Here is a 14,368-nt window from a genome sequence, read left to right as displayed (position 1 = left end):
TGCTACCTCCAAGTGTTAGTTCAGTGATTAGGGAGTAAAATGACTCCCTGAATTATTACTTACGATGTTACTAGTTCTTTCGATCCTAGAACAGCTTTCACGCTGTCTTCAATGATTTTAAATCCTTTTTCTAAGCCTTCGTTATCAATAATAAGTGGTGGGAAGAGCTTAAATACTTCATCCTTTGGACCAGATGTTTCAATAATCAAACCACGCTCAAATGCTTCAGCAGCAATTTGACCAGATAATCCCTCGACTTCTGAGGCGATTCCAACCATGTAACCACGACCTTTAGCTTTCCCTTTTAATTCAGGATAATCAGCAACAATTCTCTCTAGGAAATTGAAAATACGTTTTGATTTTTCTTCAATATCCTTTTCGAAGTTCTCATCCTTCCAATAAGAAAGGGCTGCAGTTGCTGTAACAAATGCATGATTGTTTCCGCGGAATGTACCGTTGTGCTCACCTGGAGCCCAAATGTCTAAGTCAGGACGGATTAAGGTAATAGCTAGTGGTAATCCGTAGCCACCAATTGATTTAGACATACAAACGATATCTGGTTTAATTCCTGCTTTTTCAAAACTAAAGAATGTTCCAGTACGACCAACACCTGCTTGAACATCGTCGACGATAAGCAGAATGCCCCAACGCTTACAAATTTGTTCTACACGTTGTAACCACTCGAAGCTTGCAGCATTAATACCGCCTTCACCTTGGACTGTCTCGAGGATCATTGCAGCAGGGATTTCAACTCCGCTACCTCCATCCTCTAGGAAACGCTCGAGATACTCCAGAGTGTCGAGGTTGTCATTAACAAAGCTATCATAAGGCATTGTTACGACATTTTGTAATGGAATTCCAGCACCTTTACGTTTGAAAGCATTACCTGTAACTGAAAGGGCACCAATTGTCATACCATGGAAGCCATTTGTAAAGCTAATAATATCCGTACGTCCTGTGACTTTACGTGCTAATTTTAATGCACTTTCAACAGTATTTGTTCCTGTAGGTCCAGGGAACATAACTTTATAATCGAGATTTCTTGGTTTTAAAATCACGTCATTAAACGTTGTTAAGAATTCAGCTTTTGGAGCTGTCGCCATATCAAGCGAATGTGTGATGCCATCACTTAAGATATAATCGACTAACTTTGCCTTCATCGTTGGATCATTGTGACCGTAATTCAATGCACCTGCACCTGAAAAGAAATCGATGTATTCTGTTCCTTTTTCGTCCCACATTTTATAGCCTTTTGCTTTCGTAAAGACAGTTGGGAAACTACGGCAGTAACTACGTACCTCAGATTCAAGCTTTTCAAAAATCGTCATATCTGTTTGACTCATCGTCTTTTTTCCTCCTAATAATACCTATACTGGGTAATGTATTTTTGTTATTTCGTTTAACTTAGCTTATAAAGTGTTATTTAGTTTTTATCGGTCCTACACGAAAAGTAAGTTCTTTTTCATGCCCCTCTTCAGGGAATAAATCCTCTGCAAAACACTCACTTACTTCACATGCAGTTTCAAAACTACGAGCTAAGCGGCGGAATAACGCCTGTGATGCTTCATTTGACGGTGTAACGGTTGCTTCAATATACTTTACTTCACTACAACCTTCTCGTTGTACTAATTCATGTAGTAATTTTGAAGCCATTCCTTTTCCTCTTTGAGAAGAATGAACACCAATCTGCCAAACAAACACAACATCTTGTCGTTCTGGAGGAATAAAAGCAGTGACGAATCCAACGACTTGATCGTTTTCTTTCGCGACAACACATGTTTCTGCAAAGAATTCACACATCATGATGTATTTATAAGCAGAGTTTTGATCGAGTGTTGACTCATTAACTAATTCCCACATCGCTGCTCCGTCTTCAACAGAAGGTTTCATAAATTGAACCGATCCTGTCTTTATGGGAGCAGGAGCCATTTGACTTTTAATGTTGGTATCCCCCTTGCATCGAATTTTGTTTACTTTTTAATCATAAGGGTAGTCTTGAAAGGACGCAACTGAGCTTAAATGGGATTAATTAGCGTGAGCTACGCTTAGATGGGATTAAGGTGTGTAGGAACATTCATTGCTGAAAATGCTACTGAATGGTTAAGTTTTCTAACTAATTGAAATTAAACGACAGAATATATAGTAGGAAACCCTTATTCTATAGGGGGTTTGTGGCTTCAATAAAATTGGAAGGGAAATAAAAAGAGAAAAACAGCCCTTTTTATAAGCTGATTTTCTCTTTTTGAGATCAATAGTAAATTACGATTTACTTCTATTTGCAGCGCGATCAGCAGCTCTAAACTCTGATCCATAACGAACCTCTTGGGCTTTACGCAATGTACTTCGCTCTTCTTGAGCTCGACGTTTTCTACTTTCCATACTGACCACCACTTTCTATAAGGTTAATACCAGTATGGTCAAAATAATGAAAGTTAATCGCAATTATGCTTCTTTTATTTCTAGTTCATCTTGCGTTGTTCTCATTAAATGAAGATGATAATGGTCTTTTTCAATTTGAAAAAGGTTATAGACGTCTTCCTTTTCGTTAATTTGCTCGTAAACATCTCGTCTAAATTCATTAGCGAGTGTACAGTAAGGTAATTTATTTGCGGCCATATAGGACCTTACATTTTCTTTCCGAATCCGCATAAAAACCGTTTGGATATCACAAGAGAAGAAGAGCTCTTCAAAGAATGCATCTTTAGCTACTTTATTATACCCTTTTCCAAAATATGGTTTCCCAATCCATGTCCCTAAGAATCCACTTTGATCGGAAATATCAAATAAGTTAATGGTGCCAATTGGTGAGCCCCACTCATCGACAATTGTGCGGGAGATGAGTTCGCCGCGTTCTTCTGCTTCAATTGTCTGTTTTGTTAAGAATACAAATTCATCATATGACTGTGCCTTCTGACGAACATATGGAAACACGGCCGGGTCCACTAACAATTCGAACAAAGCATGACAATCAGCGACGTCTCGTTTTTTTAAAATCACAAAAAGCCCTCCTTTTTGATGAGGGCAGTCTCATTCCACCCTCGAATTTAATAATGTTGCGTATCAAATTCGGGGTGGGAATCGAACCCACTAGAACCAGCATAGCTGGTGGCGCACCAATTGCCTTCCCAATGCTTATTTAATCGTTTATTAAGCGATATAGGGGATTCTAGCGTGATTAGGTTACTGAAACAATATATTAAGACTATAATTCGTTCATTTACTCTTGAATCCTTCTATATATTAAATGTTTTTATTGAAAAAAGATACCTATTTTTTATAAATTTTTCGTGAAAAAATCTCCCATTTCGTATCTTTTTTATTATTTTTTTAAAAGAGCTTTTAAAGCGGAAGGCAGAGTGGGAAATAAGTATGGATAGTTTTGTGAAATAGCTTTTTGGGGTATTACTTTTTGCCCGTCTAAAACAAGAGTACTCATTTCACCTAATAGTAGTCGTAATGCAAACGAAGGGGTAGGGAAATAGTGCGGTTTATTTAGTACGCGAGCTAACGTCTTACCAAATTCATTCATTTGACAAGGGGAAGGAGCTGTTACGTTAAAGGGTCCAACTACTTCTGATTGACAGACTGCATAGGAAAACATACGAGTTGCATCGTCAATATGAATCCAGCTTAACCACTGCTTTCCGGAGCCAAGTGGGCCTCCAATAAAGAATCGATAAGGAAGGAGCATACGGTTTAGGGCACCCTCATTTGGATCTAACACTACACCTAGTCTACAAAAAACTACACGAACGCCGTATTTAGAGGCTTTTTCAGCTTCATTTTCCCATTCTGTTACAACCTCAGAGAGAAAGTTACTTTCGCTAGGTTCGGATTGCTCTGTAAAGGTTTTGTTTAATGAGTTGCCGTAAAAACCAATGGCTGAGGCGTTGACAAGGACCTTTGGTTTGTTTGGCAATTGTTCAAAGAGATTAATGATGGCTCGTGTAGAATCAAGTCTACTTTGAAGAATCTTTTTCTTTCTTTGATGTGTCCACCTTCCTGAGCCAATTGATTCCCCCGCAAGATTAATCACGGCATCGACCTGACCTAAGCTATCTTCAGGCTTTGCATCTTGATGAAGCCATTCTATATACTGGACAGAGGGTTTGACTGGTTTATTAGAGGCATCTCTTGTTAAAATGAAAATGGAATGACCTTGTTTAATTAATAAGTCAGTTAACTTATTGCCAATAAATCCTGTACCACCTGCAATCACAATATTCATAATCGTTATCCTCCTGTGAATAAATGAATTTATTCGTTGATATTATGTTTAGTTTACGTGTAATAGGAAATGTTTTGCAAAAGTTTTAGCAGTTTAGTAAGGGAGTGAAACACTAGTGGCAGTTATAGCCAAAATTGAAATTCAAAAACGAAATAAAAGTCGATATAACATATTTTTAACTAAAGGTCAGTCCGAAGAATATGCTCTAAGTGTTGATGAGGATCTATTAATTAAGCACCGCTTAACGAAAGGGCTAGAAATTGATGAGAATACGTTAATACGATTAATTGATGAAGATGAAAAGAAAAAAACGTATAACCTAGCTATCAATTATCTCTCTTACCGTATGCGCTCTGTTCAAGAGATGAAACAGTATTTGGGGAAAAAGGAGAAAGAGCAGAAGCATATTAACGAAGTAATAAATGAATTACTTCAGCATGGATTGTTAAATGATGAGGAATTTGCACAGGCCTATATTAGGTCAAAGCAGCTAACCTTAATGAAGGGACCGTTAAAGCTTAAACAAGAGCTCATGCAAAAAGGGGTAAACGATGCGGTCATTGAAGCAGCGCTGGCAACCTTTACAGAAGGTGAACAAAAGGAAAAGATCGTAACGTGGTTAAAGAAGCAACAATCAAAGAAAAATAGCAAAGTAAGCAACAAGGCTTTTAAAGAAAAACTCTCTAATCAGCTAATAACAAAAGGCTATTCACAGCGTGTTATTGTAGAAGCGCTTCAGACTGTCGATTTCCCTGAGGAGAGTTCAGAAGAGTGGGAAGCGATCTGTTTTCAAGGAGATAAGGTTAGAAGGAAGCTTGAAGGGAAATATACTGGTTGGGAATATGAGCAACGATTCAAACAGCAACTGTATCGCAAAGGATTTCCGATGGATGTAATTGAACAATATATGAGCGAAGGAGACTATTAAATCTCCTTTTTTTATACATCAGGTTTGTGAATTGTTGAACAAACTTTATGTATAATAATAATGAGAAGAGTTCTTATAATATTTATAGAGATTTCTAGAAAACGGGGAGTGAGGACAATGGTTACTATTATCGCTCTAACACCCATCATCAAGCAAGTGGAGGCATTGATACGATTCGTAACAGTTTTTTAGGAATTAGCAATGACCGCCGGATACAACTCATTCTAATTGCTTGGTTGTTTGGTGCATTTATTGAGGGGGCAGCTGGGTTTGGTACTCAGGCCTAATTGGTTTAATTCTCGCGTTCTTTTTGTAACCAATTCCTTTGTTTGTTAGACAAGATTCAACTATAATAAAAGGGGATGAACGGGAGGGACAGAAGAATATGGAACAACAACAGAAACGGTTTAGTCAAATGACAGAATATGAACTACGAACTGAAATTGCACGATTGAATGAAAAGGCTAAAAAAGCGGAACAACTAGGGATGTCAAGTGAATTTGCTGTATATGAACGTCGTGTACTTTTAGCAAAAGCCTATTTGTTAAATCCAGAAGATTTTGAGCCGGGAAAGACTTATGAAATAGAAGGTGGATCTTCATTCCGAATTTCCTATATGAATGGTTATTTTGCTTGGGGGTATAGAGACAATCAAACAAATTTAGAAGCTGTGCCTATTTCTTTATTTGTTAAAAAAGAAGGAGAAGAGTAATTTCTTCTCCTTCTAAAATGAAAAGTTATCTTTGCTCTGCTTTTCTGTGTAATTTAACTTTAATATCGGTTTGACTCATCTGAGTTTCGCCGCCAATTTGATTGGAAGCGTGCTTTGGACTAGCACGAGGTGAATCAAATGGACTTTTATATTCTTGTCCAGCTTGGAAATTCATACTCCTCTTACCCATAGGTTGGCACCTCCAGAAACGTTGGTTGTAATTAAACACAAATTAATTACAAATTTTTAATTGTTCGTATCACCATCAGTTGTTCTCATACGCTCTCTAGGTCGCGTATTAATGCTTAAATCTGCACGTTTGGATTCATTTTTATTTCGAATGCCTTTTGGTGAATTCCCCTCGAACTTAATATGGTTTGGAAAGCCTTTTGCTTTGTTTCGCATTGATGGACCCCCCTTCCAACGTGTTCAATAGTATTATTAGCTCACATCACTAAGTTATGACACGTAAACTTTGTCAAAGGAGGAAAACGGTGTGGAGGATAGGTTCCAACGATTAGCCGAACAGTTATTAGCTATTAATTCAAATATTACTGCATCGCAAGCAAGAACGTGGGTTGAAAGTTTATGGGAAGATTTTGAAACAACTCGGGCAAAAGGAGGATGGTCTTATCAAGGGCAAGATCAAACGGAGAAGATTGTTACAAAGTGGATCAGCCAATATGGACCTTATTTGCATCAATACAATCCGAGCAAAGAAAAATTTTCTCATCTAAATAAAGATGACGAGATGAAGCATTAAAAAAGGGGGGAATCTCAAAAGGTTTATTAACCTGATGGGACAACCCCTCTTTTTATTTATTCAGTAGCAATATTTAACTTTTTTTGAAGCGTCTCTTCGCTAAATACCCAACCTGTATAAGAACTTAAAATTTTTAAATTCTTATCGAGTTGGACAATTGCTACAAAAGGATAGTGTCCTTTGCTCCGATAACGTAAATCAATAAACCGTACTTCCGTAATATCATTTTCTTTATCTTCAATTTCCCAGCGATACGAAGGTGAAAATGATAAGAATGCTGCTAAATTTGGATCTTTTCTGGCCTCATTAATAACAGGAATATCTGGAATCGGGTCAAATGCATATTGCTCAAAGTATTCAATTTGATGATTTCGATATTCTGTCACAAACATTATTTCAGGTGTACGAATGACCATATGCCACTGATTCCATCTAATGGAGGGAGAGACAAAAATATGACTAGCATCAGGGTGCAATTTCTTTGCGTGATTGACGACTCGCTTTTTCTCCCAAATTCGCCAATTATAATACACAATTAACACTAAATATAATAGCAAAATGGTTGGACCTGGTCGTGCTAAACCAAGTCCCCATATGCCAAATGCCACAAGGTGACTAAAGAAAATGAATGGATCAAAAATGTTAATAATCCCAAGTGCAATCCATTTGTTTGAAAAGGGCCTAAGTGCTTGCGTTCCATAAGCATTAAAGATGTCGACAAATACATGGAGAAAAACAGCAATAAAAGACCAAAGGAATACGATAGACCAGTTAGTTTCCGGAGTGATAATCAAAATACCACTCGTAATTAGAAGAGGCCATATAAAAATGGCAGGAATGGAATGTGTAATCCCACGATGGTTACGTATGTATACAGCATTATTTCGTAATTTTAATACTGTATCGAAATCAGGTGCTTGCGAGCCGACGATTGTAGCGATCATGACCGACGTTGGAAGCAATGGATCGTTTGCAATTGTTGGGCTTAACGTCGCTAATCCACCGAGAGCAACGCCCATTACTACATGAGTACCTGTATCCATCGTGTGTGATACCTCCTTATCGATCTAAAACATGGTATAGTTTATTTATACCCGAAAAGACACTGTTTAAAAAGGGGAGATTGGAAGAAATGACGAAACCTTTACAGATTTTTATGGAATATAAAGTGAATAAAAATTATATCAGTGAATATGAGCAGGCAATGAAAGAGATTATGGATGTACTTCCCGATTTCGAAGCAAAAAATATTCAGTGGTATGTTGCCGACGATCAGCCGCATCTTTATGTAGAGATGTATGAAGTTCCAACGACATCTCATTACCAAATTTTAAAGAAGCTACGACGGTCGAAAGAACATCCTGTTTTCAGCAAGATGGTACCATTAATTGAAGGTGGAGCAGATAAAATACACTGCTGGGCTTTTCAAAGGAAGGAATAGTGATTTTACGTTGGAACAAAAGCAATTAAGAAATTTTAACATCACTGGATTTCAGCATCAGTTAATTAGTTGGTTTCAAGAGAATCAACGTGAGTTGCCATGGAGAATATCGAAAGACCCTTATCGAGTTTGGGTGTCCGAAATTATGTTGCAGCAAACAAGGGTAGATACGGTTATCCCGTACTACAATGCATTTATGAGAGAGTTTCCGACTCTTGAAGCATTGGCTGAAGCAGAAGAAGATCGAATATTGAAAGCATGGGAAGGTCTTGGTTATTACTCTCGTGTTCGTAATTTACAGACGGCTGTTCGTGAAGTGGTGGAACGGTATAAAGGGACGGTGCCTGATACAAGGGAGGAGATCTCTGCTTTAAAAGGGGTTGGACCATATACGGCTGGAGCTGTCTTAAGTATTGCTTATGGGAAACCAGAGCCTGCAGTAGATGGAAATGTTATGCGAGTACTTTCTAGAGTATTACTGGTCGAAGAGGATATTGCGAAAGCATCTACGAGAAAACTCTTTGAAAACATATTATATGAGCTTGTCTCCAAAGACGATCCATCCTCATTTAATCAAGGCTTAATGGAGCTAGGAGCGCTTATTTGTACACCTACTTCTCCAGGGTGTTTGCTTTGTCCGATAAGAGAGCATTGTCGTGCTTATGATCAAGGAAAGCAAGATGAACTGCCGATAAAGTCAAAAAAGAAAAAACAAACGTCTAAGCAAATGGCAGCAGTAGTTCTTCGTAATGAGCGTGGAGAGGTAATGATTGAAAAACGTCCGGAAAAAGGCTTATTAGCTAGGCTTTGGCAATTTCCTAACTTTGAAGTTACTGGTGAAATATCTGTAGCAGATCAATTTAAGAAAAGTTACGACATAGAAGTGTTATTAGGTGAACCTATTCAAAAGGTTGAACATGTTTTTTCCCATCTGATATGGAATATAACGGTTTATGAGGGGCGGGTAAGTGGTCAACCTGATGGTGGACAAGCTACAAGAAGGTGGATTCCAATAAATGAAATTGAAAAGTATGCTTTCCCTGTTTCGCATCAGAAAATAATACAGAAATCGTTATTGTAATGGAGGGGTCCTAATGGATTTGCAGTTAACCAATAAAGTAGTTCTTGTTACGGGAGGTTCAAAAGGAATCGGATACGCAATTGCTTCCGCTTTTCATAAAGAAGGAGCAAAAGTGGCGATTGTAGCAAGGGGGAAAGAAGCACTTTATGATGTGCAAGCAAAGTTAAAAGAAAACATTGTAACAATTCAGGCAGATATGACAATAGAAAAAGAAAGAGAACAAGTTGTCGAAAAAGTATTAGATGCCTATGGAACAATTGATATCCTTATCAACAATGTAGGAGGAAGCAATGGTTCCACTACAGCTGAAACGGAACTCGAATTATTTCATGAAGCGTTTGAACTAAATTATTTCTCTGCTGTGCATTTTAGTAAGCTTATTCTACCTTATTTAAAAGAAAAGCAAGCTGGAAGCATTATTAATATATCATCTATTTTTGGAAGAGAAGCAGGGGGTAAAGTAACATATAACAGTGCGAAGGCCGCAATGATAAGCTTCACAAAAGCATTAGCCGATGAAGCAATAAAGGATGGGGTTCGCGTTAATGGTGTCGCACCTGGTTCCATTCTTCACCCATCTGGCAACTGGCAAAGAAGGCTGGATGAAAACCCAGAAAAAATAAACAAATTTGTTCAAAATGAAATTCCTGCAGGACGATTTGGAACAGCAGATGAAGTAGCTAATGTTGTAACCTTTTTAGCTTCTGAAAAAGCTAGCTGGGTTGTAGGTGCAACCATTAATGTAGATGGAGGGCAATCTAAGTCAAACTTCTAAGGGGTCAGCCCCCTTTGTCACGCTTTTACAGTGAAAAAGGGGGGTCTGATTAGTAAGATTTTCTCTGTATGAAATGAAGTTGGGATGAGGTACCTTTACATATATATTTTATCAATATGTACCTAGGTTGGTGGTAAGACATTAGGAGAGCAGGGGTGTAATTGTTAGAAGTTAGAGCACTTATTGTAATGAAATAATAACTTTTTTAGAGGTGTTATTTTGCACCAAGTCTTTCCATAATGAAAATTTTTGAAAAGCATAACCGTTGTCAATAATATATTTTGCTTGGTAGATTCCTTCTTCAATTGAGTGGGCATTTCCACAAAGCCAAATACGCACGCCTGCATTCAAGAGAACAGTATTGAAAAAGGGAAGATCGGCTTTTCCTTGTAAGACAGATAAAATCATGTCGCATTGTTGTTTTAGTGACCACTGAATGTCAGGATAGTGAACTTGTAATTCCATTAGTTCAGGGTCGATGATTAATTGTGTTGTTTCTTCTTTTGTAACCCATTGTACTCGAGTAATACGTTCTACTGATATATCATCTGAGCCTTCTAAACCTTGAATGACTAGCCCCTTATCGACACCTGTTCGGCGCAGAACTTCAACTACTTTGTCAACGATGGTTCCATGGTAGATGCCGAGTGTCATAAAAGGTGCGTCGGATAGTCGGAGTAATTTTTCAACCGTATTTAACAACGTCCTCATTCCAATCTCTGTTCTGATTGACCGCAATTGAGCTAAGGGAAGGCACCATTTTTCAGTAGGGATAAACAAAAATCCAGTTTGTTCTGCGGCTTTAAGTAAAGATGTTGCATCCAATTGCTTTGGAACAGCCTCTAACCCTGTCAATAAATCATTTAAAGTTAAGCCATGTTTTGGTGGGAGGGGCGGACTGCTGTGCAATGTTACGGGTAATCCACTCGCACATAAGACAAACGCTGTAGGTAAAGTCGAATAAAAAGATTTATTTCTTCCATCATACGGTCCAGCACAATCTAACCCTCCAGGAATGGGGTGGATCTTGCTTTTTGATCGACATACGTCAATAAAGGCCTTTATTTCTTCTGGCGATGACATTTTAATTCGTTCTGCAATGAGAAAAGCGCCAATTTGAGCGGGGGTAGCCGCTCCATTAAAAATCAACTCCGCTGCTTGTACACTTTCATCATAGGTTAAATCCCTGGAGCCTCTTTTACCACGACCTACTTCTTTTAGCAGAGAATTCATCATATTGTTACCCTCCTTATTTATTAGCCACTAGTATTTGATAAGCTGTAATAATTGAAATTGCAACATCGACCACTCGTTTTCGTTCATCCATCGCTTGCTTACGTATAAAGTCATATGCTTCTTGCTCAGAAATCTTTTTTAATTCGCAAAGAATCGCTTTTGCTTTTTCGAGGTGTTTTCGTTCTTCTAATTTTGAGAGTAACAATTCTCTCTCTTCTTGCCATTGGATACGTTGCAGAAAACGATTCGAGCATAAATGAAGAGACCAGTGTATTTCTCTATTACTCATGTTTGAATTTAGCAAAGCATCAATGTCAATTTCTAGTTCACATATTTCATCCATATGGGACGAACCCTCGTGGAACCACCAAATTAGGGGAAGAGAACGATGATTAAGGGATTGTTTGGCGAAAATTTCAATTTTTGCTATCGATGAACAAATAATAAGTGCATCGACCTGATGAATGTACGTACTAACTGCGGATACATCCGTAGTTTTGATAACACGATAACCAAGATCTTGTAATCTGCTACCCAAGTTTGTAGAATCAGTTGGCTTATAATAGTCTTTAACTTCAGGATCTATAAACAAAAGAAAACGATCTATCATTCTCCAGCCACCTCTCCGTATGTCTTTGAATTTCAAATAATCGGGTAATTTTAACATCGTAAGATGCATTTAAAATACCTTATTTTCAAATTGGATTATAACAACAGAATTACTTTTTGGTTGAAAATCTGTTACATTTTCTGTCAGGCTTTGTTGACGAAAGAGATAGATCGTTATAACCTAAGTGTAAGCAACGGCGATCAATGAAGACGCCTATTGACACAGTGACGTGTTCAATTAATGACAGGAAAAACTGTCAACCAAAACAATTGGTTTGTATATGACTTCCATCAACGAAGGTGGAGTAACTCGGCAACGAAGCCGCGAAGGACAGTATCTATGACCATACTATGCCTTTGCGGCTTTTTCATTTTATGCAAATTAGAAAAATGGAGGGAATTATCGCATGTCATTATCTGAATTTTTAAAATTTAAAAAGGGGAGTATCGTTCAAGAAAGGGGGGACTTCAATGAGTAAATCATTTACTAGACGAGATTTCTTAAAAAAATCTAGTATGGCAGGTATCGCTGCATTAATGGTGCCAAGCGCGTTCCTGGCAGCATGCGGGAGTAATCAAGAAAGTGCGATACCACAGAATAGCGGGACGTCAGAGGGTGGAAAAAAGATAACAATAGGATTTATTCCACTGACAGATTGTGCGTCTGTTGTTATGGCGAAGGAATTAGGACTTTATGAGAAGTACGGTGTTGATGTAGAAGTAACAAAGGAAGCTTCATGGGCCTCCGTACGAGATAAGTTACTAAGTGGAGACTTAGATGCGGCTCATTGCCTTTTCGGAATGCCATTCTCTGTTTATACAGGGGTTGGTGGAGCAGCTGGTAGCGAGTTACCGATTGCAATGCTACTCAATGCAAATGGACAAGGAATCACCCTTTCGAAAGATCTTGTTCAGGCTGGTTTCCGTGATATTTCAGCAGCAAAGAATGTGATCGAAAACGCGATGGCTGATCGTGAGTTAACATTTGCGATGACCTTCCCAGGTGGAACCCATGACCTCTGGTTACGCTACTGGATGGGTGCTGTTGGCATTGATCAGGCCAAAACGCAAATTATTACGATTCCACCACCACAAATGGTTTCAAATATGCAAGTAGGGAACATGGATGGATACTCTGTAGGTGAACCTTGGAACGGAGTTGGTGTTCGCCAGGATATCGGTTTCACTCATATTTCTTCTCAAGATATTTGGCAAGATCACCCTGAAAAAGCGCTTGTTCTTAATAAGAGTTTTAGCGAAAGAACAGATGAGCTGAAAGGGGTCATGAAAGCCATTCTTGAAGCTTCACAGTGGCTTGATGACCTGGATAATCGCAAAGAAGCGGCGAAAGTCATTGGGCATCAAGCATATGTCAACGCTCCACCAGAAGAAATTGAAAATCGCTTGCTCGGTAAGTACAATCTTGGAGGTGATTTAGGGGAACATGTTTATACGGACGACTATATGCTCTTCCATAAAGGGGGTAACGTTAATTTTCCACGTAAATCCCATGCTATGTTCTTTATGAGCCAGTATGTGCGGTTTGGATATTTAAATAACCATCCAGACTACGAGCAAATTGCAAACAAATTAATCATGCAGGACCTATATCAAGAAGTTGCAACCGAAATGGACATCGCGATTCCTGACGATGATATGAAGCCTTTTGAATTGAAAATCGATGGCGCAATTTTTGACCCAGCAGATCCAGCTGGATCACTAGAGCAATATGGAGGTGCTTAATATGAGTAAACAATTGGAACACAGTGTGAAATCTAGTTCAGTTAGTACAGGGAAGGGATTTGCCCTCCCCCCATACGTTAAGGATGCCTTAGGGAAATTAGGCTACTTAGTTGGGAGCGTGGCGATTCTCGTTCTTCTTTGGGAGATTGCTAGCCGATTCTCAGCCCAATCGTTACCAAGTCCAATCAGTACATTTGGTGTACTTTGGTCAATTCTTTCCGACCCTTTTTACAATTACGGGCCAAATGATAAAGGAATTGCGCTACAATTTGCTGCTTCGTTGCAACGGGTGTTCACTGGATTTATTTTAGGTGCCCTTGTAGCCATTCCATTAGGAATTTTAATGGGGGTTACCCCATTTTTCAAACAGATTTTTGAACCGATTGTCGAAGTATTAAGACCTGTTTCCCCATTAGCATGGTTCCCTATTGGATTAGCAGTTTTCCAATCAGTAGGTCCAGCAACGATTTTTATTATTTTTATCACATCACTCTGGCCAACCGTTGTAAATACTGCCTTTGGGGTTTCAGCCATTCCAAAAGACCATCGCAATGTTGCTGCTGTCTTTCGGTTTTCAAAGTGGAAATATTTAACGAAAATCCTGTTGCCTTACACGTTACCGCACATTCTTACAGGGTTACGCCTAAGCATGGGAGTTGCTTGGTTAGTAATCGTTGCAGCTGAAATGCTTTCAGGCGGCGTTGGGATCGGATTTTTTGTTTGGGATAGTTGGAACGCACTTAGCTTAGAACGTGTAATTGCTGCGATCATACTGATCGGATTAGTCGGCCTCGTTTTAGACAGGGGATTTCATTATATTCAAAAACGATTCACATATGGAGGGTAATGCGC

18 protein-coding genes and 1 pseudogene are annotated in these 14,368 nt (G+C 38.7%); 9 read left to right on the top strand and 10 right to left on the bottom strand.

From position 1 onward, the window contains the following. Nucleotides 1-59: 59 nt before the first annotated feature. From ectB to AC1FXP_RS14900, 5 genes are all read right to left on the bottom strand, one after another. Complete coding sequence (gene ectB / locus AC1FXP_RS14920) at nt 60-1,343, bottom strand: diaminobutyrate--2-oxoglutarate transaminase (protein ID WP_480062699.1); 1,284 nt, start codon at nt 1,341-1,343, stop codon at nt 60-62. Between the two features lie 76 nt (nt 1,344-1,419). Further along, nucleotides 1,420-1,890: a diaminobutyrate acetyltransferase gene (gene ectA / locus AC1FXP_RS14915; RefSeq protein ID WP_480062697.1), complete on the bottom strand. Its 471-nt coding sequence runs from the start codon at nt 1,888-1,890 to the stop codon at nt 1,420-1,422. Between the two features lie 369 nt (nt 1,891-2,259). Beyond that, nucleotides 2,260-2,379: a YfhE family protein gene (locus tag AC1FXP_RS14910; RefSeq protein ID WP_084138611.1), complete on the bottom strand. Its 120-nt coding sequence runs from the start codon at nt 2,377-2,379 to the stop codon at nt 2,260-2,262. Between the two features lie 63 nt (nt 2,380-2,442). Further along, nucleotides 2,443-2,994: a GNAT family N-acetyltransferase gene (locus tag AC1FXP_RS14905; protein ID WP_480062976.1), complete on the bottom strand. Its 552-nt coding sequence runs from the start codon at nt 2,992-2,994 to the stop codon at nt 2,443-2,445. Between the two features lie 325 nt (nt 2,995-3,319). Beyond that, nucleotides 3,320-4,228 (bottom strand): TIGR01777 family oxidoreductase, encoded by a 909-nt coding sequence (locus AC1FXP_RS14900; RefSeq protein ID WP_480062695.1) that lies wholly within the window; start codon nt 4,226-4,228, stop codon nt 3,320-3,322. 115 nt (nt 4,229-4,343) lie between these two features. Here AC1FXP_RS14900 and recX point away from each other — a divergent pair, with 115 nt between their 5' ends. The 3 genes and pseudogenes from recX to AC1FXP_RS14885 all read left to right on the top strand — a co-directional run bounded on the left by recX (nt 4,344) and on the right by AC1FXP_RS14885 (nt 5,868). Beyond that, the gene (gene recX / locus AC1FXP_RS14895) at nt 4,344-5,156 is read left to right on the top strand and encodes a recombination regulator RecX (RefSeq protein ID WP_480062693.1); all 813 of its coding nucleotides are present in this window, start codon (nt 4,344-4,346) and stop codon (nt 5,154-5,156) included. Nucleotides 5,157-5,317: 161 nt separating this feature from the next. Continuing rightward, nucleotides 5,318-5,443, top strand: a pseudogene (locus AC1FXP_RS14890) (L-lactate permease); the annotation flags it as partial. Between the two features lie 98 nt (nt 5,444-5,541). Then, a complete protein-coding gene (locus tag AC1FXP_RS14885; protein ID WP_480062691.1) occupies nt 5,542-5,868 on the top strand; it encodes a YfhH family protein in 327 nt (108 codons plus the stop codon). Nucleotides 5,869-5,893: 25 nt separating this feature from the next. On the opposite strand, the gene AC1FXP_RS14880 is transcribed toward AC1FXP_RS14885, so the two are convergent. Further along, nucleotides 5,894-6,058: a YpzG family protein gene (locus tag AC1FXP_RS14880; protein WP_480062689.1), complete on the bottom strand. Its 165-nt coding sequence runs from the start codon at nt 6,056-6,058 to the stop codon at nt 5,894-5,896. 56 nt (nt 6,059-6,114) lie between these two features. Beyond that, on the bottom strand, nt 6,115-6,273 hold the full coding sequence (gene sspK / locus AC1FXP_RS14875; RefSeq protein WP_480062687.1) for a small acid-soluble spore protein K: 159 nt from the start codon (nt 6,271-6,273) through the stop codon (nt 6,115-6,117). Between the two features lie 91 nt (nt 6,274-6,364). Here sspK and AC1FXP_RS14870 point away from each other — a divergent pair, with 91 nt between their 5' ends. Continuing rightward, nucleotides 6,365-6,631, top strand: coding sequence for a YfhJ family protein (locus AC1FXP_RS14870; protein ID WP_480062685.1), 267 nt, complete (start codon nt 6,365-6,367; stop codon nt 6,629-6,631). A 56-nt stretch (nt 6,632-6,687) separates the two neighbouring features. On the opposite strand, the gene AC1FXP_RS14865 is transcribed toward AC1FXP_RS14870, so the two are convergent. Then, on the bottom strand, nt 6,688-7,674 hold the full coding sequence (locus AC1FXP_RS14865; protein WP_480062683.1) for a metal-dependent hydrolase: 987 nt from the start codon (nt 7,672-7,674) through the stop codon (nt 6,688-6,690). 89 nt (nt 7,675-7,763) lie between these two features. Between AC1FXP_RS14865 and AC1FXP_RS14860 the strand changes: the two genes are divergently transcribed. From AC1FXP_RS14860 to AC1FXP_RS14850, 3 genes are read left to right on the top strand one after another with little or no spacing between them, the layout of a single operon-like run. After that, nucleotides 7,764-8,072 (top strand): hypothetical protein, encoded by a 309-nt coding sequence (locus AC1FXP_RS14860; RefSeq protein ID WP_480062681.1) that lies wholly within the window; start codon nt 7,764-7,766, stop codon nt 8,070-8,072. Between the two features lie 10 nt (nt 8,073-8,082). Further along, nucleotides 8,083-9,153: an A/G-specific adenine glycosylase gene (gene mutY, locus AC1FXP_RS14855; protein ID WP_480062679.1), complete on the top strand. Its 1,071-nt coding sequence runs from the start codon at nt 8,083-8,085 to the stop codon at nt 9,151-9,153. Between the two features lie 13 nt (nt 9,154-9,166). Continuing rightward, entirely contained in the window at nt 9,167-9,928 is a 762-nt protein-coding gene (locus AC1FXP_RS14850) for an SDR family NAD(P)-dependent oxidoreductase (protein ID WP_480062677.1), read from the top strand. Nucleotides 9,929-10,108: 180 nt separating this feature from the next. On the opposite strand, the gene AC1FXP_RS14845 is transcribed toward AC1FXP_RS14850, so the two are convergent. Both AC1FXP_RS14845 and AC1FXP_RS14840 read right to left on the bottom strand, forming a co-directional pair. Continuing rightward, complete coding sequence (locus tag AC1FXP_RS14845) at nt 10,109-11,164, bottom strand: anthranilate phosphoribosyltransferase (protein ID WP_480062675.1); 1,056 nt, start codon at nt 11,162-11,164, stop codon at nt 10,109-10,111. Between the two features lie 13 nt (nt 11,165-11,177). Then, complete coding sequence (locus tag AC1FXP_RS14840; protein WP_480062673.1) at nt 11,178-11,774, bottom strand: ANTAR domain-containing response regulator; 597 nt, start codon at nt 11,772-11,774, stop codon at nt 11,178-11,180. 470 nt (nt 11,775-12,244) lie between these two features. Here AC1FXP_RS14840 and AC1FXP_RS14835 point away from each other — a divergent pair, with 470 nt between their 5' ends. After that, the gene (locus AC1FXP_RS14835; RefSeq protein WP_480062671.1) at nt 12,245-13,516 is read left to right on the top strand and encodes a CmpA/NrtA family ABC transporter substrate-binding protein; all 1,272 of its coding nucleotides are present in this window, start codon (nt 12,245-12,247) and stop codon (nt 13,514-13,516) included. 1 nt (nt 13,517) lies between these two features. Then, nucleotides 13,518-14,363: a nitrate ABC transporter permease gene (gene ntrB, locus AC1FXP_RS14830; RefSeq protein WP_480062669.1), complete on the top strand. Its 846-nt coding sequence runs from the start codon at nt 13,518-13,520 to the stop codon at nt 14,361-14,363. Nucleotides 14,364-14,368: the final 5 nt, after the last annotated feature.

This window comes from Halalkalibacter sp. HAAS-P013 (genome assembly GCF_056619925.1).
The sequence above is the reverse complement of the archived record's forward strand: the minus strand, read 5'-3'. Positions and strand labels throughout refer to the sequence as shown.

What these genes read in the sequence shown, in the direction of transcription:
- ectB (WP_480062699.1), bottom strand. Translation starts at nt 1,343, where the DNA reads ATGAGTCAAACAGATATGACGATTTTTGAAAAGCTTGAATCTGAGGTA.
- ectA (WP_480062697.1), bottom strand. Translation starts at nt 1,890, where the DNA reads ATGAAACCTTCTGTTGAAGACGGAGCAGCGATGTGGGAATTAGTTAAT.
- AC1FXP_RS14910 (WP_084138611.1), bottom strand. Translation starts at nt 2,379, where the DNA reads ATGGAAAGTAGAAAACGTCGAGCTCAAGAAGAGCGAAGTACATTGCGT.
- AC1FXP_RS14900 (WP_480062695.1), bottom strand. Translation starts at nt 4,228, where the DNA reads ATGAATATTGTGATTGCAGGTGGTACAGGATTTATTGGCAATAAGTTA.
- AC1FXP_RS14885 (WP_480062691.1), top strand. Translation starts at nt 5,542, where the DNA reads ATGGAACAACAACAGAAACGGTTTAGTCAAATGACAGAATATGAACTA.
- AC1FXP_RS14880 (WP_480062689.1), bottom strand. Translation starts at nt 6,058, where the DNA reads ATGGGTAAGAGGAGTATGAATTTCCAAGCTGGACAAGAATATAAAAGT.
- sspK (WP_480062687.1), bottom strand. Translation starts at nt 6,273, where the DNA reads ATGCGAAACAAAGCAAAAGGCTTTCCAAACCATATTAAGTTCGAGGGG.
- AC1FXP_RS14865 (WP_480062683.1), bottom strand. Translation starts at nt 7,674, where the DNA reads ATGGATACAGGTACTCATGTAGTAATGGGCGTTGCTCTCGGTGGATTA.
- AC1FXP_RS14860 (WP_480062681.1), top strand. Translation starts at nt 7,764, where the DNA reads ATGACGAAACCTTTACAGATTTTTATGGAATATAAAGTGAATAAAAAT.
- AC1FXP_RS14850 (WP_480062677.1), top strand. Translation starts at nt 9,167, where the DNA reads ATGGATTTGCAGTTAACCAATAAAGTAGTTCTTGTTACGGGAGGTTCA.
- AC1FXP_RS14845 (WP_480062675.1), bottom strand. Translation starts at nt 11,164, where the DNA reads ATGATGAATTCTCTGCTAAAAGAAGTAGGTCGTGGTAAAAGAGGCTCC.
- AC1FXP_RS14840 (WP_480062673.1), bottom strand. Translation starts at nt 11,774, where the DNA reads ATGATAGATCGTTTTCTTTTGTTTATAGATCCTGAAGTTAAAGACTAT.
- AC1FXP_RS14835 (WP_480062671.1), top strand. Translation starts at nt 12,245, where the DNA reads ATGAGTAAATCATTTACTAGACGAGATTTCTTAAAAAAATCTAGTATG.
- ntrB (WP_480062669.1), top strand. Translation starts at nt 13,518, where the DNA reads ATGAGTAAACAATTGGAACACAGTGTGAAATCTAGTTCAGTTAGTACA.